The organism is Methylocystis parvus OBBP (assembly GCF_027571405.1).
GTDB lineage: Bacteria > Pseudomonadota > Alphaproteobacteria > Rhizobiales > Beijerinckiaceae > Methylocystis > Methylocystis parva.
Genome location: NZ_CP092968.1, coordinates 1818354 through 1841040 on the forward strand (window position 1 = coordinate 1818354; position 22687 = coordinate 1841040).

Below are 22687 nucleotides of genomic sequence, written 5' to 3' on the forward strand. Positions count from 1 at the left end.
ATGATTCATTACACGCTGGTCTGCGACGAAGGCCACGATTTCGACGGCTGGTTTCGCGACAGCGCAACCTTTGACGCGCAGTGCGAACGGGGCTTCGTCACATGCCCCTATTGCGCCTCGACGAAAATCTCGCGCGGCGTGATGGCGCCCCGCATCTCGCGCAACGGACGCGAGGACGACGCCGACCGGCTGCGCCAGATGATCCGCGATTTGCGCGAGAGAGTCGTGTCGGAAACGGAGGATGTCGGCGAACGCTTCCCCGAGGAAGCCCGCGCCATCGAGGACGGCGAGGCCGACCGCCGGCCGATCCGCGGCCGCGCCACCTTTGAAGAGGCCAAGGCGCTTCTCGAAGAGGGAATCAAGATTCTCCCCATTCCCGGCTCGCCCAACGACGGCAATTAGCGCGTCCGCGATCGGCTACGCGCCGGGAGGCTCGCGCAGTCCTGCGCCCGGTCGAGACGCTGTTGCAAGGCGAGCAGCGCACTCTTTTCGCTCCGCTCGCAACCTGCCGTGAATGAACGCCTAATCCTTCGGCGGATCGAAGCGCTCGCATGTCACGGAGGCCAGACGCGCCCTTGCGCGCGCCTGATCGGATGGGCGCCTGGCGAGAGAGCGCACGAGCACGAAGCCGCGCTTCGTCGGCGCGGTCAGACGCACTTCCTGCGGCGGCGCTTCTTCGCTCGCCGCCTGCAGCGCGTCGATCTGGCGCGCGTCGCCGATCACAATGTCGATCTTGCCCTTGATCGCCGCGCGATCGGTGACGGCGTGAAAAAGACGGCCCGCGAGCGCATGGAAAGACAGAGCCAGATAATCATCTCCGTCCACATTGCTGGCGACGCGCAGCAATCCTTTCGACAAATCGAAAAGGCAGACGGCCTCGGCGAAGGCGGGATCCTCGAAAGGCAACGGCTCGGCGCCCGGCGCCATGGGCGGCAGCACGACAAGCGTGTTGGTCGCGCCGGAGCCCGCGGCGGCGAGAAGGCGCGCATATGCGTCGCGCGGCGCCACAGTCGGCATCAGCAGCACTGACACGATATGCACGACGCCCGCGACGAGCAGGGTCGCGGCCGCCCATGGCAGATAGTCGAAGAAGCGGTCGGGGAGCCTCAGGCGCACGTCGATTTCACGATTCTTGGAAAGCTGTTCGGGTCGGCGCGCGCATCCGTATCGAGCGGCGTATCGTAGAGACGCAGCACGACGACGAAACGGCGCGCCTCGCCCGGCGAGAGCCAATTGCCGGCGCGGGCCGTGCGCGCGACGGCGACGTCGAAGGCCCCGCCTTCGCGCCGTAAAATGTCGACGGAAGAAAAGCCGTAGCGGCCGGCGGGGTTGTCGATCAAGGCGCCGGTCGGCGTTGCGAGCGACAGCGTCCAGAAGCGGGCCGGCGGCAGCGCATCGACGATACGATATTCGCAGGCGCCGTCGAGCGGCGCGCCGTTCGAGTCTTCGGCCGCCACGAAAGCGACGCCCTGATCCCGTCCCAGCGGCGCCTCTCCCGTGCGCGAGACGACGGCGCGGCCGTAAGGATCGATATCCGCGCCGCCGAGAGAGGGCCATGCGGTCCACGGCCCCGCGCGCAGCGGGTTGAAGCCATAGCCCGAGTCGAGCGAGAGCGCCGTCGCGAAGAGGCCGAGCGCAAGCCCGCCCAGCATGGCCGATCCCGCGCGAAGATATTTGGCGTAAGGACGATTCATCGCGCGCTCGCTATTGCACGGCGCCGATGGTCGGAAAAGCGTCGCGTTCCGGACGCTGCGCAATCGTCGCGGGAGCTCCAATCGAGCTCTGCCGGCCGGCGCCGAGCGTCTTCGCTTTCTTCTCGATCGATTCCAGCGCCTGCACGGCGCCCTTGGAGAGCGTGGCCGGACGTTGCGGCGCGCCGAGCTCGAGCGCTTTCAGCCCATTGGCGCCGTTCGCCGCCACGTCGGTTTTCGCCTCCGGCTTCAATCCCACGATCGGCTTCAGCGGAACGCCCTGATGGGCATAGGCCATCACGTCGCGCCAGGTGCCCGCGGGCAAGGTGCCGCCGGTCATATTGTTCATCGGTTCGTTGTCGTCATTACCGAACCAGACGCAGCCGCCCATCGTGCCGGAATAGCCGCAGAACCAGGCGTCCTTGTAACCATTGGTCGTTCCGGTCTTGCCGATCACGTCGATGTCGGGCCCAAGCTGCGCGCGTTTGCCCGTGCCTTCCTCGACAACCTTCTTCATCATGCCGGCGAGGTCCACGACTTTCTCATAAGGCAAGACCTGCTGCTGCGGCGGCGCGTCGCGATCGTGGCGATAGAGCAGATCGCCCTGGCGATTGCGGACTTCGACGGCGGCGTAAGGGACGGCGCGCTTGCCGCCATTGACGAAAGCGGCATAGGCGGCGGAGTGCTCGAGCAGGATGACGCTGCTCTGCCCCACGGGCAGCGACGGCGTATCCTCGAGCGGCGTCGTAATGCCGAGCCGGCGGCAGGTCTCGATGATCCTGGCGCGGCCGACGCGGGAATCGCCATTGCCGATCGCCTGAGAGAGCTGGATCGCGACGGTGTTGAGCGATTTCGCGAGCGCCATGGCGAGCGGCATGGACCCCGCATAGCCGCCGCTGTAATTGTGCACGCAGTAATTGCCGATGCAGGTGGGTCTGTCGGTGACGATGGTGGTCGGCTTGAATTTGCCGCTCATGAGCGCCGTCAGATAGACATAGGGCTTGAAGGAAGAGCCCGGCTGGCGCGATCCGTCCGTCGCGCGATTATACTGGCTCTCGCCATAGTCGCGCCCGCCAATGACGGCGCGCACGGCGCCGTCCGGCTCCATCACCACCATTGCCGCCTGTTTGACGTGGTAGGAACGGCCCTGCTCGCGCAGATTCTTTTCGATCACGTCCTCGGCGTGTTTTTGCACATTCGAATCGAGCGCGGTGCGCACCGTCAGCACGCGATTGTCGCCGAGCTTGCCCGCCGACGCGAGTTTGCGGATCTCACCATAGGCATAGTCGAGATACCAGTCGGGGCTCTCCTGCCGCTGGCGGTCGACGGGCGTCGCCGGGCTGCGCTGCGCGCCGACGATCTGGCTCTCGCTCATGAAGCCGGCGTCGACGAGATTGTTGAGCACGTCGTTGGCGCGGGCGCGCGCCGCCGGCAGATTGTTGTGCGGAGCGTATTTCGTCGGCGCCTTGAAGAGGCCCGCGAGCATCGCGGCCTCGGCGAGCGTGACCTCCTTCACCGACTTCCCGAAATAGAACTCCGCCGCGGCCTGAATGCCGAAGGCGCCGCCGCCCATGTAGACGCGATCGAGATAAAGCTTCAGGATTTCCCGCTTGGTCAGATGATGCTCGAGCCAGAGCGCGAGAAAGGCCTCATTGATCTTTCGCGTGATGGTGCGCTCGTTGGAGAGAAAGAGATTCTTAGCGAGCTGCTGGGTAATGGAGGAGCCGCCCTGCACCACGCCGGACGAGCGGGCGTTGACGGTCAACGCCCGCGCCGTGCCGATGACGTCGATGCCGAAATGTTCGTAGAAACGGCGGTCCTCCGTCGCGAGCACGGCCTTGATCAGATAATCGGGATATTCCTCGAGCGGCACGGCGTCGTCATGCTTGATGCCGCGCTGGCCGACTTCATTGCCGTAGCGATCGAGGAAGGTGACGGCGAGATCGGTCTGCTTCAGCCAGTCGCCCTCATTCGTCATCTGAAAGGCGGAGCCCGCAAGCGCAAGCAGAACAATAAGGCCGCCAAGTCCGAGCGTGAGCCCCTCGCAGGCGGCTTCCACCGCGACCCGGGCGAAGCCCGAGACATGGAAGCGCTCCATATAGGTGGAGAAATCCTCGTAAATCTCGCGCGAACGCCGCTGGCTGTCGAAGACGCTCGAATCGATGAGCGCGTCCATCGACAGCAAAATGCGCCTGATGCGCTTGATGAAAGGCGAGGACGTGAAACGCTCGAACAAGGTCCGCAAGCTCCCCGGCCGGCGAAAAGAACCCGGCGCACGACGTTAGCACTTTTTAAACCATCTTGACGACGCCCGCCGCGCCCCTCATTGCGGTTATGGTTTCCGCCCGGAGCGCCGCTCGCGAAAAGTCGGAACCGGCTTTCGCATGAGGCGCGCGCGCCAAACCCTTGAATCGATCACCTCATCCATGTTCGGGCGTCGGTCCGACGCGGCGGGATCTAGCGGCGGAAGGGCCGAACGGATCAGATATGGCGGATGAAAAAGGCGGAAACGGCGCGGACGCTCCCTTTTGGGAGAAGCCGCTCTCGGAACTGACCCGCACGCAATGGGAGAAGCTTTGCGACGGCTGCGGGCGCTGCTGCCTCGTCAAGCTCGAGGATGAGGACAATGGCCGCGTTTACCACACGAGCGTCTCCTGCAGGATGCTCGACCGCGAGACCGGCCTTTGCGGCGACTACAAAAACCGCCGCGACCATGTGCCCGACTGCGTCCGGCTGACGCTCAAGAAATTGCAGGAGATCGACTGGCTGCCCCCGACCTGCGCCTATGTGCTGCGCAACGAAGGCAGGCCGCTGCCGCCCTGGCATCCACTGATCTCGGGCGATCCCGAGACCGTCTATCGCGCCGGCGTCTCGGTGCGCGGCAAGGTGGAGGTCAGCGAGGCCGAGATCGAGGAGGAGGAGACGCCGGACTATATCCGCGTCTGGCCGAAACGCTGGCCGAAAAAGGCGCGATACTGAAAGGCGTCAGTCGTCCGCGTGGTCGCCGGACAAATCCGACCCCGCCCATTCCGGCGCGTCGTACGCCGTCTGCGACTCGTCTTGACGACGCCAGGGCGGCGTCGGCCGCGCGATCGCGACGTATAGCGCCGCGACGATGGTCAGGATTCCGATAAAAATCCCGATCAGGAAGCCCATCGAACGCCTTCCGCTTCAGTCGCCGCCGCAACCGCCGCAAAACCCTGCATCCCCGCAGTCGCAGCCGCCAAGTCGGAAAACCCGTCCCATTCTCCGCCGCTATCCGCGCGGCTCCCCGCCAATAACAGGCGACGGCTTCTTTGAGAAGCCGCCAGCGCGCCGGCGCCCCGAGCCGTCCGAACGCCATGCTTGCCGCTCCGGCGCCCAACGCTAGCTACCCGACGCCGGGGGGCCAGCGGCCGGAGTCTTCCCTCATGTCCATCACCAGAGAAGCCACCACCAGCGAAAACGCCGTCGCCTATGGCGGCTTGATCGACGCGATCGGCGGCGTCGCCACGATCGTTCTCGCGATTTGCGGACTGGTCGGGATCGCGCCCGCCTACATGACGGCGATCGCCACCATCGTCTTCGGCGTCGCCCTTCTCATTCAAGGCGGCGCCATGGTCTCGGAATATGCGCAGATCGCCTTCCCCGCGGGCGTCGCGACGACAAGTTCAAGCGAGCAATTTGGCGGCAACAGCCTGGCCGTCGTCTTTCTCGTCGGCGCCGCGGGCGTCGTGCTCGGCATCCTGGCTTTGCTGGGGATCAATTCGGGAACGCTGACGCCGATCGCCGTGATCGCTTTCGGAACCGCGCTGCTGCTCAGCAGCAACGCCGTCTGGCATCTTTTCCTGATGCGCCGGGCGTTGCGCATCAGCGCGCTCAGCGGCGGACAATCTCAATTCGTCGGCGGCGAAATGCTCGCCAGCGAAATGGCCTCCGGCTCGGCCGGCCTTCAGGCGCTTGCCGGGTTGGCGGCGATCGTGCTGGGCATTATCGCGCTTGCCGGGAGCGCCTATGACCTGACTCTGAATCTCTCGGCGCTGCTGGCGCTCGGCGCGACCCTCGTGCTCACCGGCAGCGCGCTCAGCGCGACCGTCATGGGCTTTATGCGGACGCAATGAAAAACGCGCTTTTCGGCCGATCGACGCCGCCGGTCCCCAGAGGCGAGGGCGGCGTCTTTCGGCCGGGGAGCGACAATCCGCTTCCCAGGGGCGGTCGAAATGCTCTAAACACTGCCGCCAAATTCCTCTCTTTGCGAGGCGATATGGCGCGCCAGTTCATCTATCATATGCAGGGCCTCACCAAGACCTATCCGGGCGGCAAGAAGGTCCTCGACAATATCTACCTGTCTTTCTACCCGGACGCCAAGATCGGCGTGCTCGGCGTCAACGGCGCGGGTAAGTCGACGCTGCTGCGCATCATGGCCGGCATCGACAAGGAATTCACCGGCGAGGGCTTTGTCGCCGAGGGCGCGCGCGTCGGCTATCTGCCGCAGGAGCCGCAGCTCGATCCGGCGCTCGACGTGCGCGGCAACGTCATGCTCGGCGTCGCGGAGAAGAAGGCCATTCTCGACCGCTACAACGATCTCGCGATGAATTATTCGGACGAGACGGCCGACGAGATGACGAAGCTGCAGGACGAGATCGAGGCCAAGGGCCTGTGGGATCTCGACAGCCAGGTCGATCAGGCCATGGACGCGCTGGGCTGTCCGCCCGACGATGCGGACGTGACCAAGCTCTCGGGCGGCGAGCGCCGCCGCGTCGCCCTATGCAAGCTGCTGCTCGAACAGCCGGAAATGCTGCTGCTCGACGAGCCGACCAACCATCTCGACGCCGAGACGGTGAACTGGCTCGAAGGGCATTTGCGCAATTATCCGGGCGCGATCCTGATCGTCACCCACGACCGTTATTTCCTCGACAACGTCACGGGCTGGATTCTCGAACTCGATCGCGGCCGCGGCATTCCCTATGAGGGCAATTATACGAGCTGGCTGAAGCAGAAACAGAAGCGCCTCATGCAGGAGGCCAGCGAAGACAAGGCCCGCCAGCGCGCGCTCGAAGCCGAAAGCGAGTGGATCGCCGCCTCGCCCAAGGCCCGTCAGGCCAAGAGCAAAGCCCGCATCCAGCGCTATGAGGAGCTTGTCGCCAAGCAGAACGACAAGGCGCCGACGACCGCGCAGATCATCATTCCGGTGGCGGAGCGTCTTGGCCAGAACGTCATCGACTTCGAGCACATCTCCAAGGCCTTTGGCGACACGTTGCTGATCGACGATCTTTCCTTCAAGCTGCCGCCGGGCGGCATTGTCGGCGTGATCGGCCCGAACGGCGCCGGCAAGACGACTCTGTTCCGCATGATCACCGGGCAGGAGAAGCCCGACAACGGAACGATCGAGATTGGCGAGAGCGTGCAACTCGGCTATGTCGACCAGTCGCGCGACGCGCTGAACGCCGGCAAGACGGTGTGGGAGGAGATCTCCGAAGGCAATGAGGTGATCTATCTCGGCAAGCGCGAGATCAACTCCCGCGCCTATTGCTCGGCCTTCAACTTCAAGGGCGCGGATCAGCAGAAAAAGGTCGGCCAGCTCTCGGGCGGCGAGCGCAACCGCGTGCATCTCGCCAAGATGCTCAAGAGCGGCGCAAACGTCCTGCTGCTCGACGAGCCGACCAACGATCTCGACGTCGAAACGCTGCGCGCGCTGGAAGACGCGCTCGCCGATTTCGCCGGCTGCGCCGTCATCATCTCGCATGACCGCTTTTTCCTGGACCGCATCGCGACGCATATTCTCGCCTATGAAGGCGACTCGCATGTGGAATGGTTCGAAGGAAACTTCGCCGATTACGAGGAAGACAAGAAGCGCCGGCTGGGCGTCGACAGCGTTATTCCGCACCGGCTGAAGTACAAGAAGTTTGCGCGGTAAGGGGCCGCTGATCCCCGCAAGGCTAACTACCGTCATTGCGAGCGAAGCGAAGCAATCCAGAGTCGAGACGCGGCCCCTGGATTGCTTCGTCGCTTCGCTCCTCGCAATGACGACGTTATCGTGAATGCGCTTTTGAGAACGCGCCCAAGCCACGCCGGCTGACTTTAGACGCGCAGTTCCGATATCGCGGCCCGTATGGCGTCAATTCCGTAGCGCTCGACGAGTTCAGCTAGCAGAGCCACTGGTACCTTGTCTTCCGGGTCTTCCAACCCTTCCTCAAGCTCTTCAATGCATAGAGCGGCGCGGGGTCGGAGAAAACTCTCAATTTCGTCTTTTCGTATTCGTTTCGCTTCCCGCTGGCTTGGCGTGAGGGTCGGCTCCATCGCTTGCCACGTTTCCACATGGGTGCGGGTGTCAATTCGCTGGCCGTTCGGGGCTCGCGCTTCTATTGCACAACGAATTTGCGAAGGCGGCGTAGCCAACATTTGCTCAATACCATCAAGGATATCTCTGACGGTTTGTCGCGGACGCCGCGGCAATACAGACGGCGATATTATCCGTCTCGTGAATATCTTGTCGTCACGAACCTGCCGACCGTTCGCGGAAACTAAGACGAACTTCGAGCCGTAGGGTACGCGAAGATACTTGCATAAGCGCTGTGAAAACTCCGCCCAAGTAGACCTTTTCGGAAACCGACGGTAGATATTCGACATCACGCTTCTCCGTAGTGACATTCATAATGTCACCCGGCACATAATTTTTGCCAATGCCGATTGCGTCAAATAGCCCCCCGTGTCGCCGCGCACAGCATCCGCTCGAGGCTCGCTTTATTCTCCGTCACGCAACAAGAGCGCGCGACGTGAAACAGAAAACCTCAAACCCCTTCCTCTGGCTCCCCGGCCAAGGCCCGGACGACGCGGCGCTCTCCCGCCTCCATGCGCATTTCCCCCGCCCCCGCGCGCCCATGCGCGGCGCCTATGTGATGAGCGGCGAGCGCGCGACGTTCGATACCGACGACAACCCGCGCGGCGCGCTCTTCGACATCGCCAGCGCGACATGCAGCTTCGGCGAAGACCGCGAATGGATCGACTGGTTTCATTACCTGCTCGCCGACGAAACGGCCTTCGCCATGCGCGCGGGCGCACTCGAAAGACCGCTGGTCGAAGCGCTGGCGACGGCTTTCTTCGCCATCTACCCCGAAGGTGTGACGCGCGAACCCTATCGCGGCTTCGAGCGCGACGCGCTCAATACGTTCGGCCGCGCGATCATGGGCATGAATTGCTGGGCAGAGGGATGCATCCGGCGCGGCGAAGCGCTTTGCCGGGAAGAAACCCAGTGGGGAACATGGGGCTGGGGAGAGCCAAGCGGAGATCTCTCGGCGTCCTTGTTCTTCTGCCTCAAATATCTCGCGCCCGAAGAAATCCGCCCCTGGCTCGCATCCGCGCTGTCGATCGAAGATCGCTACTGGCGCGCGCAGCTTATGGCCTTCTTTGTCGGCGTCCATGACATGCTGAGAGGAAGCTTGCAGCAGCCGGCGCAGCTCGCGGATGCGCGGCCGCCCGTCGCCTGGGAGAATTCCTTTCTTCTGACGGGCGTCTATTACGGCGCCTTCGACAAGCCGCCTGCGCCTTTCCTGCCGGAGGAGAAATGCGAGGCGGCGCGCGACGCCGTCACGGCCTTTTTCAACGATGAGATCTATCTCGCCTGGCTTTACGCCATCGCGGAGGATGAAGCGCTGGAGACGGAGCTTGCGACCGTTCCGGAGCAGTTCCGTACGATGTATCTGCCTTCGCCAGGGAAAAACGCCTAGCGCTATCCGCGCTCCACGCCATACAATTTGCGCAACTCGGCCTTCGACGCCTCCAGCACGCTGCGTCGCTCTTTCGACAGGCCTTTGCCGGCGCGATTGATGTAAAAGGTCAGCATCGACATGGCGGAGCGGAAGGGCGTCGCCTTTCTGCGCGCGCTCGCTTCGGCGGAGCTTTTCAGCGAGAGCGCAATCGCTTTCGGATCGTCGAAGGTGAAGACCCCTCGCTCGAGGTCGAGCGCATTGCTCCGCCGCGTCACGTCTTGCGACCATTTCGACTTACGCGCGGCCATGAGGCTTCTCCCTCGAAAGCAGGTAGAGCGCGCCGGCGGAATATGGAGCGGACCGAACAGGTCTCGCCCGCCGAGACGAAAAGGCCCGGCCGTTGTCGCGGCCGGGCCGATTGGACCTGAAAGCGCTCCTGAAAAAGCCCCGCTGACTTTCGCCCCTGAAACAACTGCATCGAACGCGCTTAAAGTGACCCTTTCTTAACCCTCCGTCGGTGCGGCCGCGCACAGACCGGCGCCTCCCGCGAACCCTACCGCCACGATTTCGCCATGTCGCCATGGCGATTTACGATGAACGTATTTGTCGGGGCGCATTGAGGGGAAACATTAACAGATGAAATCAACTGCTTGCGCCGCAGTCTTGGCGACTCTCGTCCTCGCCGGATGCTCACAGACAGGGCAGCCGGTGGCGTCCGCGCCGGAATCCTATGTCAACGAGCCGCGGACGGACGCGAATCTCGAAGGAAAAGACGGACTCCACGCCCGCATCTCCCACTACGCCCGGCTGTACGACATTCCGGAGTCGCTCATCCACCGTTCGGTGCGTCGCGAGAGCAATTACAACCCGGCCGCGCGCAACGGTCCCTATTGGGGCCTCATGCAGATCCGGCACGATACGGCCAGGGGCATGGGTTATAAGGGCCCCGCGAACGGCCTGCTCGACGCCGAGACAAATCTCGCCTACGCGGTTCCCTATCTCGCCAACGCCTACAAGCTTTCGGGCGGCAGCGAAGCGCGCGCGATCCAGCTCTATGCCGGCGGCTATTATTATGAAGCGAAGCGCCGCGGCATGCTCGGCCTCCTGCACAAGGAAGCGCTGAACGCGGAATGATTCGCGCGCCGCGCTTCGCCGCTCGCAGCTCTTTGCGAGCGGCTTCTTACTGCTTCGCGGAACCGGGTAGGAAGGTCGAGCGCACGCGGCCTCCTTGGGCGCCCCCGCCCTGTATGCTCGCCACGCCGCTCGTCACGTCATAAACGAGCCGGTCGCCCTTCACGATATTATCGCCCTGAGTCAGCGTGACATTGCCCGAGAGGAAAACCTTGTTCTCGGCCTTGTCATAGCTGCCATGGTCGCCCGTGCCGATCTGATCCTTGGATACGAGCGTCACGGGTCCGTCGGCCTCGATATGCTTCACGCGGTCATTGCTGGTCGCGCCGGACGCGACGCCCTTGCCCTCCAGAAAGATCGTTATGCGCGAGGCCTTCAGGGTCGAAGGGCCGTTCGTCACGATGACGCTGCCCGAATAAATCAGCTTCTGTTCCTGGTCGAAATAATCGAGCTTGCCGGCGTCGATGTTCAACGGGTCCTTCGCCGTGGCGCCGGGCAATATGCCGCCCGAGCGGCCCTTGGCGTCGGCAGGGCCGGCGAGAACCGCGAGACTGGCGGCGATCGAGGCGTAAAATGTCAGGCGTTTCATCGTCTTCTCACTGCGCCGCGCGCAAGCCGTCCTGGGCCGCGCCGTTGTTTTGAGTTTCGCGCTCTCGAGTCTCGCCGCTCGCTTTGACGCTCGCTTGCGCGGCCTCATCCTCCCCATAGAGAATGGAATGGACATTGCCGGCGAAGGTGGCGCGGCGCTCCTTTTGCGAAAATTCCACCGTGTCGGCGACGACCTCGCCACCCTCGATCTTCAAGACGACCTTCTGGTCGGACGTCATGACGCTGGATTTGAAATCCATCGCGGCGGCGGCCATGCGCATGTCGAAATTCTTCCCGTCGGAGACGCTGACGCCGCCGCTCAGCGTCGCCTTGTCGTTTTTCGTGCTGTAATTGGCCTTCGCGGCGGTCAGGACGATCGGATTTGCGCCTTCCGTCTCAACCCTCACATCAAGGCCGTCGAGATCGAAGACGTCCGGCGTCGAAATATCCTGAACGCCCACTTTGGCGCGAATTTCATAGGGCTTGCCGTCCTTGCGATAGCCGACGAGCTTCGGCGTCTCGATGACGATGCGCGTGCCCTTGAGCGCGATGCGCGAGAGATTGAGATCGATGGGCAGGAAGCGCAGGGAGCTCGCCGCGAGGCCGAGCCCCACCAGAGCGACCGTCCCGCCGACGCCCCAGATGATCCAGCGCCGCAGCTGCGTGACGCGCGCCGTATGACGCAACGCCTCGGGAAAGGCGCTTTCGCGCCGGCCCGTGAGCGCGGCGAGCCTGTCCCGGCCGCCGCCGGACGGCGTTCCGGCGGGCGCGCCCTCGCCCCCCGCCGGACGGCGGGCGGTCGGCTTCACTGGCGTCGTGTCGGCGGCGCTGCCCTCGGTCATGGCGCAATTATCGGGCTGCGGCGTGGCGAATTCGGGGCCAACTCACTCATGCGAGAAAATGTCGATCTCCGGCCAGCCGGCGAGATCGAGCTGCGCCCGCGCGGGCAGAAAATCGAAGCAGGCCCAGGCGAGTTCGTTTCGCCCTTCGCGCGCCAGCATCGCGTCCAGCTTCTCCTTGAGCTGATGCAGATAAAGCACGTCCGAGGCGGCGTAGGCCTGCTGCGCGTCGGTCAGGTTCGCCGCGCCCCAATCCGAGGATTGCTGCTGCTTGGAGATTTCGATTCCCGCCAATTCCCGCACCAGATCCTTCAGCCCGTGGCGGTCGGTATAGGTGCGGGTGAGCTTGGACGCGATCTTGGTGCAATAGACCGGCGCCGGCATGAAACCGAAGGTTTTGGCCAGGATCGCCAGGTCGAAACGCGCGAAATGGAATAGCTTCAGTATGTTCGGATCAGCGAGAAGCTTTTCGAGATTGGGCGCGCGCGTCTGGCCCTTGGCGATCTGCACGAGCTCCGCGTCGCCATTGCCGAAAGAGAGCTGCACGAGGCACAGCCGGTCTCTGTGGGGGTTCAGGCCCAGCGTTTCCGTGTCGATGGCGACGATGTTCGAAAGGGCGGCCTCCGCGGGGAGGTCGCCCTGATGCAGTCTGATGGCCATGGCGTCCGATTCGTTCCTGAATGCTTTCCGCTTATCCTATCCGAAAAACGGAAAGCTTGTCGAAAGGACCGGTTACTTCTTGCGCGGCGGCCGGCGCGGGGCCGGACCTGACACGAAAGGCTGTTCTCCGGCCTGGAGCCTGTCGCCCACGAACCGCGCCCAGCCGATCAGCAATTCGCAGACGGAGGCGGTGATCGCCGCGTAGCGGAAATTGCGGTTCGCGGCCAGCGCCCGCAGGGAGAGACCGAGATAATGGGCCTCCACAAGCGCCTGTTCGAGCTTCGCGCCGTCGCTTTCCGGCTCCCGGTCCGTCCCGGCTTCGTCAATCTCATTCATATATTCAGCTCCCAACACGGCGCGCGAGGCGCGACGCTCGTTTCGACGAAGGCGAGATTGTCGTAGGCTCGGCGGGATGACAGGCACGTACCAGGCGTTAACATGTGACTGTAACGCCATGATTGTTCAGGAGCGTCGCATTTGAGTCGAATTGTCCCGAATGGACAGGCGCTTAAACTCGCCGTGCTGGAGGAGCTGCATCGGGCGTTCGACAGCGGCCTCGACGGGGCGAGCGAGCGCCAGCGCGCGCTCCTCTCCTATCTCGTGACGGAGGAGCTCGAGGGCCGGGGGGAGCGCGTCAAGGCCTATTCGATCGCGACGGAAGTCTTTAGCCGACCAAATGATTTTGATCCGCAGCAAGACAGCATCGTCCGCGTCGAAGCAGGACGGTTGCGCCAGGCGCTGGAGCGCTATTATTTGACCGAAGGCAAAAACGCCTCGATCGTCATCTCCATTCCCAAGGGCCAGTATCGCCCCGTCTTCACGCCGGCGCCGGCCCTCGAGGCGGCGATTCCGGCGGCGGAAGTCGCCGCCGCCAAACGCGGCTCCGGCCGAGCATTTCTCCTGATTGGGTTAACCCTGGCTGTCGCTATCGCCGGCGCCGCAGCCTGGCGATTCCTCGTCATGGCCCCGCCGCCCCTCGCGGCCGGCGCCCGCAGCCCGATCGTCGCCGTCGCCCCCTTCGAATGGCATGCGGACAAAGAAGGGCAGGAATTTATCGCCGGCGGCCTGCAAGCCGATCTGGCCGACGTCCTCTCCGACTATCAGTGGATGACCGTGATCCCGCTCAATGACGAGACGTCGGCCGGCGCGATGGATGGGGGCGCCAAGCCGGACTTCACCGTCCGCGCCTCGCTGCGGCTGATCTCCGATCAGGTCAAGGCGACCGTTCTGCTCCTCGACGGCCGGACCAACGCCGTACGCTGGACCAACCGCTACGAAATGCGCCTTTCCGCCGGAGACGTGATGGCGATGCAGCGGGACCTCGTCGCGAAAATCGGCCGCGACGTCGGCAATCCCTTCGGAATCGTCGCGGATATTGCAAGAGTGCAGGCTGACGCCATTCAGGCCTCAAGCGACGAAGCGCTGTCCTGCCAACTGCGCGCCTTCCATTACTGGAAAACCTTCAAATCGCAGGACTATGCGCCGGCATGGCGCTGCTTCGCGGCGGCCGAGGCGCGAGGACCGCTCGACGCCGAGACCCTGTCCATCGGCGCTCTTCTGACGCTCGACCCGCATAATTTCCGCCTGAGCGACTTCTCGCTGCCGGAGGCGCGGGCCCGGGCGAGCGACATGGCCGCCCGGGCCGCGAGCATGAATGACACGGACTTCCTGGCGCGCGTCGCTCAATACGCGTCGTCGCTCTGCGCCGGCGACGTCGAGGCGTTTCGGGCGCAAGCGCGCGAAACGATCGAGCGATTTCCGAACAACCCCCTGGCGCTCGCGGATGTCGGAGCCCGTTTCGTTCTCGGTTCCGGGGATTATGCCGAAGGCGTCGCGCTGATCGAGAAAGCCCGCGCCATCGCCGCCGATCTGACGCCGACCGATACGATCGCCGTCACTATCGATGCGATGCGCCGGGGCGAATATGACGACCGGCCGCGTCTGCGCCGGGCGGCGTCCCGCACCGACTCGACGATCATCCTCACTGTCGAGCTGGCGCTCGCCGCGGCCCGCGGCGATTATGAGCGCGTCTCGGGCATAAGAGCGCGACTGTCCGATCTCGGGCTCGCCGATCAGCGGCGCATCGGGGAGGCGCTGGACGCGACCTGCTGGTCGCAGAATATTCGCGACCTCGTGAAATCCAAGGTGACGCTCGCCTTCACGGAGGCGCGCGCCCATTAATCCTGCTTCGCGAAAACCGACCTAATTTGCAGTAAACTGCCCTTCCGGCGCGGCGTCTCCCGCAGAGCCGTCCGGCGGCGCGTCAACAGCGCCCCTTGCTTCGCGGGCAAGGCGGGCTCACTCTTGCTGCAGCGCAGCGAACAACGGAACCAACGCGTGCCCGACGACTTGACCAAATTCGGCGGCGGCGAGCGCCGCTTCAACGCCCTCTTCATCGAAATGTCGATCCGGCTCGTCGTGATCGGCTTTCTGGCCTATTGGACCTTCGTCATCATCGCGCCTTTCGGCGCGATGATCGTCTGGAGCGTCGTTCTCGCCGTCGCGCTCTATCCGCTGCTCGACCGGCTGGCGGCATGGCTTGGCGGCCGCCAGACCATTGCGGCGATCCTCATCACGATCGTGGCGCTTGCGCTCGTCATCGGGCCCATGACCTGGATGGGTCTCGGCTTTGTCGATCCGGTCAAAAGCGTCATTGCGGGCTTCGAGAATGGCGACTTCGTGATCCCGCCGCCGCCCGTCTCGGTGAAGGACTGGCCGCTGATCGGCGCGCAGATATATTCGTTTTGGGAGCTCGCTTCGACCAATCTGCGCAGCGCGCTGACCCAGATCCTGCCGCAGCTCAAGCCGGTTGGCGAATATCTCCTCGGCATGGCGCGCAACGCCGGCGTCGGGACGCTGAAATTCCTGCTGTCGGTGATCCTGTCCGGTTTCCTGCTGGCCTATGCCACGCAGCTCCTCATCGGCATGCGCGCGCTGGCGCGGCGCATCGATCCGGCGAATGGCGAGAATTACCTCAATCTGGCCGGCGCCACGATCAACGCGGTCTCGCGCGGCGTCATGGGCCTGTCCATCATGCAGGCGATCGTCGGCGGGGCGGGCATGTTTCTGGCGGACGTCCCCGGCGCAAACGTCCTGACCATCGCCATTCTTGTCCTCGGCATCGTGCAGATCGGACCGCTGCTCATCGTCGCGCCGGTGGTCTTCTGGGCCTGGACGACGCTGTCGACGCCCGCCGCGCTCGGCCTGACGATCTGCATGCTGACTGTTAATTACATGGATAACGTATTGAAGCCATTCATATTTGCTCACGGATTATCGACGCCGATCCCGGTTATCTTCATCGGCGTCATTGGCGGCATCATGGCTCATGGGGTGGTCGGCCTCTTCGTCGGCCCGGTGGTCCTCGCCGTCGTGTGGGAGCTCGGCTCGGCCTGGATCGCAGAGGAGCTGGCCCCCACCGCGGAAGGCGCGGCGGTTCCGGAGGCCGCGCCCGAACCGAACTCCGTCGCGCCGCCGGAACTCAAAATGTCCTGAGCGGCGCCGCGCGCCTCACCGGCCTGAAAGCGGGCGGCCTATCGGCCACGCAGGGCGTTCAGCACTTTGAGACTCGCCCGGCCGTTTCGCGGCAGGCCGGCGCGGCCCTGATAGTCGGCGATGGCTTCCTTGCTCTTGGTCCCGATCACGCCGTCGGGATCGCCGACGTCATAGCCCGCGCGGATGAGGAGCGACTGAAGCTCCCGCCGCTCGGCGCGCGACAGGCCGGGATCGTCCGTCGGCCAGGGCGTCTGAATGCCGTGGCGCCCGCGCAACCGGTCCGAGAGGACGCAGATCGCCAGCGCATAGGACTCGGCGGCATTATAGGCGTAGATGGCGTCGAAATTCTTCGTTACGAGGAAGGCCGGGCCGTTCCTGCCCGCCGGCAGCATCAGGCCCGCCGAGCCGCCGCCCAATCCGCCGCCGTCCAGCCGGGTGACGCCGAGCGATTCCCAGTGGGACATCGGCATTTTGCGGGTGCGCCCCGCGCCGCCGCCATAGCCCTCGGGCAGGCGCACCTCGAAGCCCCACGCCTCGCCCGCGCGCCAGCCGCTTTTCCTCAGATAATTGGCGGTGGAGCCGAGCGAGTCCGCCGCTGAGCTGGCGATATTGCGGCGGCCGTCGCCGTCGAGATCGACCGCCGTGCCGAGGAAAGTCGAGGGCATGAATTGCGTATGGCCGAAGGCGCCGGCCCAGGAGCCCAGCATCTCGTCCTTGGCGACGTCGCCGCTATCGAGAATTTTGAGCGAAGCGATGAATTCCTTGCGCCAGTAGTCATTCCGGCGCGGCGCCTCGCAGGCGAGAGTCGCCAGCGATTGCGGGACATAGCGCTTCCCGAAGCTTTTGCCGAAATCGCTCTCGACCCCCCACACCGCGACGACGGTCGCGGGATCGACGCCGTAACGCGACTGCGCGGCATGCAGGGCGCTCGCATATTTCTGCATCATCGCGCGCCCTTCCTCGACGCGCTCCTCATCGACGAGACCGGCGACGTAATCCCAGACGGGCGTGGTGAATTCCGGTTGCTTGTCCATGAAGGACACGGCGTCGTTCGGCTCCATGCCGTCCGTCGCCGAAGCGATGGTCTGCTGGCTGACGCCCGCGCCGGCCGCGGCGTGACGCAAGCCCCCGAGGCAGGAGGTCCAGTCCGCGCGGGCGGGATTTGCAAGGACGAGCAACGCCGCCGAAGCGAGCGCGAGGTGATTCGCTTTCATGGCGGAGAGCGTAACGCAAGAGGAATAAATTTTCATGCGGCAGCCGGGCGGGCGGCTGCTTGCAGAGCCGCATTTGCGCCGCCCGCCGCGCTTGAAGGCGCATTGCGCAACGCTATCACTAGCTGTCACCGCAGTTAAACCGGAGACTCCCGCCATGGCGCATATCGGTCGCAGTCTTCTGCTCGCATTGGCCGCCGGAGCCGCCGGGGGCGCGGCCGCGACTCTGCTCAATCGAGACAATGGGCAAAAGCGCTCTTTGGCGAAAGGCGCGGTCCGCGCCGGCGTGCAGATGTACGACCGCCTACGCGGCGTTGTCGGCGAAGCGGCCGAAACGATGAGCGACGTCGTCGCGGAAGTTCGCTCGGAACTCGAAACGGAGAGAAGCGACCCCCATCCTGACGGCGCGCATAAGGAAGACGCGCGGGAGCACATCGTGCCTTTCGGCGCGAAGCCCGAGGCCGAAAGGAAGGCCCATGGCTGAAAAGCCTGCGGCCCACATTGTTCACGAGACGCCGTCGCGCCTGCGCTTGCGCATCCCCGAGAAGCGCCACGACAAGGCGTTTTTCGCCGAGGTTTCGCGGCGGCTCGGAGACCGGGCCGACCTCGCGGTCGAGGCGAATGCGACAACGGCGAGCGTTCTCATCGTCTCCGAACATGCGCGCGACGCCGTCCGCGCGCTCGGCGAGTCCACGCCTTTCGCACTTGTCGACGCGCCGCCGGAAACGGGGCTGAGCCTGCCGCAACTGCGCCTGCAGGTCGAAACCGCCAATCAGCGCTTCTCGCGCTTTTTCGGCGGCGACGCGCGCAGCTTCGTCATCCTCGCGCTGATGGGCGCGAGCCTTCTTCAATTCGCGCGGGGCCGGACGCTCGCGCCGGCGGTGACGCTGCTCTGGTATGCGAGCGAGGGGCTCCGTCTCTGGTCGCCCAATCGCGATCGCCAATCCCGCTGACGGGAAAACGCCATGTCGCTTGAAGCATCGCTCGCCGGAGCGGGCGTCAGCATCGTGCACGCCGCCGTGCCCGGCAGACTGAGGCTGCGGGTTCGCGGATTGAAGGGCGTAAGCAGCCTCAAACGCGCTTTGGAAGGCGCGTTGCGCGGGGCGCATTCGATCAGCGCGGCGAATGCGAGCGTTGCGACGGGGACGCTCCTCTTATTGTTCGATCCACGCAGCGCCGCGGCGGCGATCGTCGGCGCGGTTGAAGACGTATTGCTGCGTTATTCCGCCGGCAAATTAGAGTTGAGCGCGCAGCCGCGCGCGGCGCCATGGCATGCGCTGCGCGTTGACGAAACGCTGAAAAGGCTGCGCAGCTCCATGCAGGGCCTTTCAGCCAAAGCCTTTACGCGCCGCCGGCGGCGCTACGGCGAAAACGTGCTTCCCGCCATTCCCGCGCGCGACAGAATGGAGATGCTGCTCGAGCAGTTCCAGAGCCTCCCCGTCGCTCTCCTCATCGGCGCGGCGGCGCTCTCCGTCGTTACCGGCGGCGTGGCCGACGCCATCGTCGTCGTCGCCGTCGTCGCCCTCAATGCGGGCATCGGCTATGTGACGGAAGCGCAGACCGAGCGCGCCGTGCGCGCGCTGTCGCAGCATGCGCGCGAGGGCGTTCCCGTCATTCGCGACGGCAAGCGCCAGGTCGTCCCGGTCGAAAGCGCCGTGCCGGGCGACATGCTCGACCTGCTTCCCGGCGTCATCGTCGCCGCCGACGCCCGCATCGTCGCGGCGGATGGGCTCGCGATCAACGAAGCGACGCTCACCGGCGAAAGTTCGCCGGCGTCGAAATCCGCGCAGCCGCTCGATCATCGCAATGTCGCGCTCGCCGACCGCGCCAACATCGTCTATCGGGGCACGGTGGTCACCGGCGGGAGCGGCCGCGCCGTGGTTGTCGCCACGGGCGCGGCGACGGAGATCGGCCAGCTTCAGAATTTTCTGTCCGGCGCGAGCGCGCCCGACACGCCCTTGCAGAAACATCTCGCGCAGATCGGGCGGCGGCTCACTTTTCTCGCGGGAGGCGCCTGCGCGGCCGTCTTCGCCGTCGGCCTCCTTCGAGGCTTCGGCCTGTTTGCGACTCTCAAAAACGCGATCGCGCTCGCCGTCGCCGCCATTCCCGAGGGGCTGCCGACGCTCGCCACGACGACGCTGGCGCTCGGCGTGCGGGAGATGCGCCGCCGCCGCGTTCTGATCCGCAAGCTCGATGCGGTCGAAACGCTCGCCTCGGTCGACGTCGTTTGTCTCGACAAGACCGGCACGCTGACCTTCAATCGCATGTCGGCGGCGGAAGTCAGTTGCGACGGCGCCGCCTATCGATGCGACAACGTTTTCTCACCGCCGCCCCCCGGCTCGGCGCTGCGCAGGCTCGCGGAGATCGTCGCGCTCTGCAACGAAGCGCCGGAAGACGAGAAAGATCCTCACAACGGATCGGCGCCTTCGGCCACGGAAACGGCGCTGCTGGATTTTGCGAAGAAAGCCGGCGTCGACGTCCGGCGCCTGCGGCGCGACTATCCGCTCGAGCGGGTGTCCTACCGATCGGAGCGGCAGCTCTTCATGACCACGCTGCACAGCGCCCGGCGCGGGGCGAAGCTCGCCGCGGTGAAAGGAAGCCCGGAAGAAGTTCTGGGGCTTTGCAGCCACGCCGCCCTCCGCAATGAGACCGTCGCGCTCACGGCGGAAATGCGCCGCGACGTGAGACAGGAAAATGCGCGGCTGGCGGGAGAGGGACAGCGCGTTCTCGGCGTCGCCTGGCGCGCGTTTCGCGGCGAAAATCCGCCCCCGGGCGGCCTCGTCTTTCTGGGCCTCGTCGGCCTTGCCGACCCTTTGCGTCCCGGCGCCGCCGAATTGCTCGGCGCGCTCAGGCGCGCGGGCGTCCATCCGGTCATGATCACGGGCGATCAGCGGCTGACCGCCGCGGCGGTCGCGCGCGCGCTCGATCTTTGCGACGGCGGCGACCCGCAAATTATCGACGCCGACGCCATCCCCATGCTGGAACATATGTCGAAGGACGCGAAAATTCCGCAGGTCTTCGCCCGCGTCACGCCGGGCCAGAAGCTGGAGATCGTCAAAGCCTTGCAGCGGGCGGGCCATGTCGTCGCGATGACCGGCGACGGCGTGAACGACAGTCCGGCGCTCAAGGCGGCCGATATCGGCGTCGCCATGGGCTCGAGCGGCAGCGAAGCGGCGCGGGACGTCGCCGACATCATCCTGCAGGACGACCGCCTCCAAACGCTTATTCCCGCGATCAGGCAGGGCCGCGCGACGCACGCCAATATCAGGCGGGCGATCCGCTATCTGCTGGCGACCAATATGAGCGAAATCCTGCTCATGCTGCTCGCGCCGGCCTTCAATCTCGGCCAGCCGCTGACGCCCGCGCAACTTTTGTGGATCAATCTCGTCACGGATGTCGCACCCGCCCTTGCGCTGGGGCTGGAGCCGCCGCATGACGACGTCATGAACGGGTCGCCCACGCCGACCGGAGACGACGTGATGGACGCCCGGTCGGCGCGGACGCTCGCCCGCGAAGCCGGCTTTATCACGGCGGGTTCGCTTGGAGCCTATCTCTACGGCGTATTGAAATATGGTTTGTCGCCGCGCGCCCGCACGATTTGCTTTACGAGCATCGTCGCCGCTCAGGTTTTGCACGCGCTCGGCGCAAGGTCCGAAAAGCACGGCCTCATGAGCCCGGACCTTCCGAGGAATCCGACCCTCTCCGGCGTCGTCGCAGGGTCGCTCGCGCTTCAGGCGCTGACCATGGCTTTTCCCCCTCTCAGGAGCCTGCTCGGCGTCGCGCCGATCGGGCGTCTCGATCTCGCCGCCGCGATCGCCGGCGCGGCCGCGCCGCTCGTCGCCAATGAATTCGTCAAGCTGACGGGATCGGCGGGAACCGAGGCGAACGCCGCGCGAACAATTTGAAATAAATCTGTCACATGCGTCTTGAAACGCATGCTGACGGACCGAATTTCCGCGAGCGGCACAACTTGCTTTAGGAGGGTCAGATGGCGCTGCTGGAAGACGTGGCGAAAATGGAGGGAGCCGGCCCGGTCGTGCTCGGAATCGGCGCTCTTATGCTCGCGCCAACCTTGCTGCCTGCCCTCGGCAGGGCGCTTCGGCCGGTCGTCAAAGGCGTCATCAAGACCGGGATGACGATTTACGACGAAACCTATGCGTCAATGCGGGAGGCCACGGGCGATCTGATCGAGGAGGCCCGCGCCGAACTTCGTCACGAGGCGCAGTCGCATAACGGTCAGGCGCATGGCGGCATGTCCGCCGAGGGACAGCGCGGCCACGCGCATGCGTAAAGAGCCTTCACGCGTAAAGAACTTTCCGGACGCCAGCCGCTCAAAGGCTGGCGTCCAGCGTAGCGTCGTCAGACGGGGCGATTGGCGTTGCGGTTGCGCACCGGCCCCATGCGCTCCACGCCCTGCGCGTAGCTGATGACGTCGAATTTGGCGTTGAAACCCAGCGCGGCGTCCGCCACGGCGTCCGTCTTGCCGCCGGTGGTGAGCTTCTTCAGATCTCCCTTGTCGAGATAAAGCAGTTCGAGCAGCTCGTTGTAAACGGTGGATTCGTCGATCGGCAGGACGTTGTAGGTGACGCCGTCGATCTCGACCTCATATTTGGAGAGCAGGTCGATATTGTTGCAGAAAATGAAATATTTTCCTTCGGGCGAGAACAGGCCCTTCGTCACCTGGGCGAGATCGGTCAGCCACTCGAAGGAATGAAGGTAACAGCAGAAGAACGGAATTGTCGATTCTCCGACATTGGCGACAGCGATCACCTGATCGACGGAACGCTCCGGCGGGCGCTTTTCGTCCGCGAGCTGTTCCTGGAAGATGAGCGCCAATTCGCCACGAAAACCAAAGCGGCCTGGCTTTTCGGTCGGGCCCTTGAGGACGGCGTTGAGGAGACGGCCCTGCTCCTCGAGGGTCTTGAAGGCGGTGTCGGCAATGCTGGTCATGTGGTCACTCTTCGCCGTTTGGAATTCGATCGGCGGGATTTGAGCAACCGACATGCCACCGGAAAAAGAGAATGCGCCGGCCGCCTGTGACGGACCGACGCATGTGATTTTTACGAAGACGCCTTATTCGCAGATGCGGCGCGGGCGGGAGCCGATTTCGACGCCATATTCGTCGAAAATCGGACGGCGCTCGACCCAGCAGCGGGGCGGAGGCGGCGGGGGCGCGTAGTAAACCGGCGGGGGCGCCGGCTGGGCCAGCGCGCCGCCGGCGATGGCGCCGAGCGCAAAGCCGCCAATGCCGGCGGCGATGGCGGGGCCAGCGGAGTCGGCGTGAGCCGGCAGGGTCGCGACCCCGATCGCCGAAGCGGCAAGGATCGCGGCGAGGGTGTTTCTCATCTCAACTCTCCTGAGGGGCGATGGGGCAAAGCCAATCA

At 64.7% G+C, this 22687-nt stretch carries 24 protein-coding genes and 1 pseudogene; 12 read left to right on the forward strand and 13 right to left on the reverse strand.

The genetic code is table 11. The features are described 5' to 3' along the window. Window positions 1-402, forward strand: a complete 402-nt coding sequence (locus MMG94_RS08910; protein WP_016918295.1) for a DUF1178 family protein — start codon at window positions 1-3, stop codon at window positions 400-402. A gap of 120 nt (window positions 403-522) precedes the next feature. Here the strand turns inward: MMG94_RS08910 and MMG94_RS08915 are convergent, their stop codons facing one another. From MMG94_RS08915 to MMG94_RS08925, 3 genes are read right to left on the reverse strand one after another with little or no spacing between them, the layout of a single operon-like run. Then, complete coding sequence (locus tag MMG94_RS08915) at window positions 523-1116, reverse strand: DUF1254 domain-containing protein (protein ID WP_016918294.1); 594 nt, start codon at window positions 1114-1116, stop codon at window positions 523-525. Continuing rightward, entirely contained in the window at window positions 1107-1694 is a 588-nt protein-coding gene (locus tag MMG94_RS08920; protein ID WP_016918293.1) for a DUF1214 domain-containing protein, read from the reverse strand. Before MMG94_RS08920 ends, MMG94_RS08915 begins: the two co-directional genes overlap by 10 nt. A gap of 10 nt (window positions 1695-1704) precedes the next feature. After that, complete coding sequence (locus MMG94_RS08925; RefSeq protein ID WP_016918292.1) at window positions 1705-3927, reverse strand: transglycosylase domain-containing protein; 2223 nt, start codon at window positions 3925-3927, stop codon at window positions 1705-1707. A 251-nt stretch (window positions 3928-4178) separates the two neighbouring features. On the opposite strand from MMG94_RS08925, the gene MMG94_RS08930 reads away from it, so the two are divergent. Next, window positions 4179-4670 carry a YcgN family cysteine cluster protein gene (locus MMG94_RS08930; protein ID WP_016918291.1) on the forward strand — a complete coding sequence of 164 codons (492 nt, stop codon included), beginning with the start codon at window positions 4179-4181 and terminating at the stop codon, window positions 4668-4670. A gap of 6 nt (window positions 4671-4676) precedes the next feature. Here the strand turns inward: MMG94_RS08930 and MMG94_RS08935 are convergent, their stop codons facing one another. Then, complete coding sequence (locus MMG94_RS08935; RefSeq protein ID WP_016918290.1) at window positions 4677-4847, reverse strand: hypothetical protein; 171 nt, start codon at window positions 4845-4847, stop codon at window positions 4677-4679. 254 nt (window positions 4848-5101) lie between these two features. Here MMG94_RS08935 and MMG94_RS08940 point away from each other — a divergent pair, with 254 nt between their 5' ends. Then, window positions 5102-5791 carry a hypothetical protein gene (locus MMG94_RS08940; RefSeq protein WP_016918289.1) on the forward strand — a complete coding sequence of 230 codons (690 nt, stop codon included), beginning with the start codon at window positions 5102-5104 and terminating at the stop codon, window positions 5789-5791. 143 nt (window positions 5792-5934) lie between these two features. After that, entirely contained in the window at window positions 5935-7587 is a 1653-nt protein-coding gene (gene ettA, locus MMG94_RS08945) for an energy-dependent translational throttle protein EttA (RefSeq protein WP_026016021.1), read from the forward strand. Window positions 7588-7751: 164 nt separating this feature from the next. Here the strand turns inward: ettA and MMG94_RS08950 are convergent, their stop codons facing one another. Next, window positions 7752-8300, reverse strand: a complete 549-nt coding sequence (locus MMG94_RS08950; protein ID WP_154419899.1) for a hypothetical protein — start codon at window positions 8298-8300, stop codon at window positions 7752-7754. Between the two features lie 146 nt (window positions 8301-8446). On the opposite strand from MMG94_RS08950, the gene MMG94_RS08955 reads away from it, so the two are divergent. Beyond that, window positions 8447-9397 carry a hypothetical protein gene (locus tag MMG94_RS08955; RefSeq protein WP_016918286.1) on the forward strand — a complete coding sequence of 317 codons (951 nt, stop codon included), beginning with the start codon at window positions 8447-8449 and terminating at the stop codon, window positions 9395-9397. 2 nt (window positions 9398-9399) lie between these two features. Here MMG94_RS08955 and MMG94_RS08960 read toward each other — a convergent pair whose 3' ends face one another. After that, window positions 9400-9687: a DUF3175 domain-containing protein gene (locus MMG94_RS08960; RefSeq protein ID WP_016918285.1), complete on the reverse strand. Its 288-nt coding sequence runs from the start codon at window positions 9685-9687 to the stop codon at window positions 9400-9402. A 496-nt stretch (window positions 9688-10183) separates the two neighbouring features. Here MMG94_RS08960 and MMG94_RS08965 point away from each other — a divergent pair. Further along, window positions 10184-10513: pseudogene (locus tag MMG94_RS08965) on the forward strand (transglycosylase SLT domain-containing protein); the annotation flags it as partial. 46 nt (window positions 10514-10559) lie between these two features. Here the strand turns inward: MMG94_RS08965 and MMG94_RS08970 are convergent. The 4 genes from MMG94_RS08970 to MMG94_RS08985 form a co-directional block, all read right to left on the reverse strand. After that, window positions 10560-11099, reverse strand: a complete 540-nt coding sequence (locus MMG94_RS08970) for an LptA/OstA family protein (protein WP_016918283.1) — start codon at window positions 11097-11099, stop codon at window positions 10560-10562. A 7-nt stretch (window positions 11100-11106) separates the two neighbouring features. After that, window positions 11107-11940, reverse strand: a complete 834-nt coding sequence (gene lptC, locus MMG94_RS08975) for an LPS export ABC transporter periplasmic protein LptC (protein ID WP_016918282.1) — start codon at window positions 11938-11940, stop codon at window positions 11107-11109. Window positions 11941-11982: 42 nt separating this feature from the next. Then, window positions 11983-12597 (reverse strand): ribonuclease D, encoded by a 615-nt coding sequence (locus MMG94_RS08980; protein ID WP_016918281.1) that lies wholly within the window; start codon window positions 12595-12597, stop codon window positions 11983-11985. A 72-nt stretch (window positions 12598-12669) separates the two neighbouring features. Further along, a complete protein-coding gene (locus MMG94_RS08985; RefSeq protein ID WP_016918280.1) occupies window positions 12670-12933 on the reverse strand; it encodes a hypothetical protein in 264 nt (87 codons plus the stop codon). A gap of 141 nt (window positions 12934-13074) precedes the next feature. Here MMG94_RS08985 and MMG94_RS08990 point away from each other — a divergent pair, with 141 nt between their 5' ends. Then, window positions 13075-14778, forward strand: a complete 1704-nt coding sequence (locus MMG94_RS08990) for a hypothetical protein (protein WP_016918279.1) — start codon at window positions 13075-13077, stop codon at window positions 14776-14778. Window positions 14779-14934: 156 nt separating this feature from the next. Further along, complete coding sequence (locus MMG94_RS08995) at window positions 14935-16092, forward strand: AI-2E family transporter (protein ID WP_026016019.1); 1158 nt, start codon at window positions 14935-14937, stop codon at window positions 16090-16092. A 38-nt stretch (window positions 16093-16130) separates the two neighbouring features. On the opposite strand, the gene MMG94_RS09000 is transcribed toward MMG94_RS08995, so the two are convergent. Further along, entirely contained in the window at window positions 16131-17306 is a 1176-nt protein-coding gene (locus MMG94_RS09000; RefSeq protein WP_026016018.1) for a lytic murein transglycosylase, read from the reverse strand. 154 nt (window positions 17307-17460) lie between these two features. Between MMG94_RS09000 and MMG94_RS09005 the strand changes: the two genes are divergently transcribed. From MMG94_RS09005 to MMG94_RS09020, 4 genes are all read left to right on the forward strand, one after another. Continuing rightward, a complete protein-coding gene (locus MMG94_RS09005) occupies window positions 17461-17787 on the forward strand; it encodes a DUF5132 domain-containing protein (RefSeq protein WP_016918276.1) in 327 nt (108 codons plus the stop codon). After that, window positions 17780-18256 carry a hypothetical protein gene (locus MMG94_RS09010; RefSeq protein WP_016918275.1) on the forward strand — a complete coding sequence of 159 codons (477 nt, stop codon included), beginning with the start codon at window positions 17780-17782 and terminating at the stop codon, window positions 18254-18256. The genes MMG94_RS09005 and MMG94_RS09010 overlap by 8 nt, the downstream gene beginning before the upstream one ends. Before the next feature lie 12 nt (window positions 18257-18268). Beyond that, complete coding sequence (locus MMG94_RS09015; protein ID WP_016918274.1) at window positions 18269-21208, forward strand: cation-translocating P-type ATPase; 2940 nt, start codon at window positions 18269-18271, stop codon at window positions 21206-21208. Between the two features lie 83 nt (window positions 21209-21291). Then, the gene (locus tag MMG94_RS09020; RefSeq protein WP_016918273.1) at window positions 21292-21594 is read left to right on the forward strand and encodes a DUF5132 domain-containing protein; all 303 of its coding nucleotides are present in this window, start codon (window positions 21292-21294) and stop codon (window positions 21592-21594) included. A gap of 68 nt (window positions 21595-21662) precedes the next feature. Here the strand turns inward: MMG94_RS09020 and MMG94_RS09025 are convergent, their stop codons facing one another. Continuing rightward, window positions 21663-22253 (reverse strand): hypothetical protein, encoded by a 591-nt coding sequence (locus MMG94_RS09025; protein WP_026016016.1) that lies wholly within the window; start codon window positions 22251-22253, stop codon window positions 21663-21665. A 123-nt stretch (window positions 22254-22376) separates the two neighbouring features. Beyond that, window positions 22377-22649, reverse strand: coding sequence for a hypothetical protein (locus MMG94_RS09030; protein WP_016918271.1), 273 nt, complete (start codon window positions 22647-22649; stop codon window positions 22377-22379). Between the last annotated feature and the right edge of the window lie 38 nt (window positions 22650-22687).

Coding starts and splice junctions, on each gene's coding strand:
- MMG94_RS08910 (WP_016918295.1), top strand. CDS start 1: ATGATTCATTACACGCTGGTCTGCGACGAAGGCCACGATTTCGACGGC.
- MMG94_RS08920 (WP_016918293.1), bottom strand. CDS start 1,694: ATGAATCGTCCTTACGCCAAATATCTTCGCGCGGGATCGGCCATGCTG.
- MMG94_RS08930 (WP_016918291.1), top strand. CDS start 4,179: ATGGCGGATGAAAAAGGCGGAAACGGCGCGGACGCTCCCTTTTGGGAG.
- MMG94_RS08935 (WP_016918290.1), bottom strand. CDS start 4,847: ATGGGCTTCCTGATCGGGATTTTTATCGGAATCCTGACCATCGTCGCG.
- MMG94_RS08940 (WP_016918289.1), top strand. CDS start 5,102: ATGTCCATCACCAGAGAAGCCACCACCAGCGAAAACGCCGTCGCCTAT.
- ettA (WP_026016021.1), top strand. CDS start 5,935: ATGGCGCGCCAGTTCATCTATCATATGCAGGGCCTCACCAAGACCTAT.
- MMG94_RS08950 (WP_154419899.1), bottom strand. CDS start 8,300: ATGTCGAATATCTACCGTCGGTTTCCGAAAAGGTCTACTTGGGCGGAG.
- MMG94_RS08960 (WP_016918285.1), bottom strand. CDS start 9,687: ATGGCCGCGCGTAAGTCGAAATGGTCGCAAGACGTGACGCGGCGGAGC.
- MMG94_RS08970 (WP_016918283.1), bottom strand. CDS start 11,099: ATGAAACGCCTGACATTTTACGCCTCGATCGCCGCCAGTCTCGCGGTT.
- lptC (WP_016918282.1), bottom strand. CDS start 11,940: ATGACCGAGGGCAGCGCCGCCGACACGACGCCAGTGAAGCCGACCGCC.
- MMG94_RS08980 (WP_016918281.1), bottom strand. CDS start 12,597: ATGGCCATCAGACTGCATCAGGGCGACCTCCCCGCGGAGGCCGCCCTT.
- MMG94_RS08985 (WP_016918280.1), bottom strand. CDS start 12,933: ATGAATGAGATTGACGAAGCCGGGACGGACCGGGAGCCGGAAAGCGAC.
- MMG94_RS09000 (WP_026016018.1), bottom strand. CDS start 17,306: ATGAAAGCGAATCACCTCGCGCTCGCTTCGGCGGCGTTGCTCGTCCTT.
- MMG94_RS09005 (WP_016918276.1), top strand. CDS start 17,461: ATGGCGCATATCGGTCGCAGTCTTCTGCTCGCATTGGCCGCCGGAGCC.
- MMG94_RS09010 (WP_016918275.1), top strand. CDS start 17,780: ATGGCTGAAAAGCCTGCGGCCCACATTGTTCACGAGACGCCGTCGCGC.
- MMG94_RS09015 (WP_016918274.1), top strand. CDS start 18,269: ATGTCGCTTGAAGCATCGCTCGCCGGAGCGGGCGTCAGCATCGTGCAC.
- MMG94_RS09020 (WP_016918273.1), top strand. CDS start 21,292: ATGGCGCTGCTGGAAGACGTGGCGAAAATGGAGGGAGCCGGCCCGGTC.
- MMG94_RS09025 (WP_026016016.1), bottom strand. CDS start 22,253: ATGACCAGCATTGCCGACACCGCCTTCAAGACCCTCGAGGAGCAGGGC.
- MMG94_RS09030 (WP_016918271.1), bottom strand. CDS start 22,649: ATGAGAAACACCCTCGCCGCGATCCTTGCCGCTTCGGCGATCGGGGTC.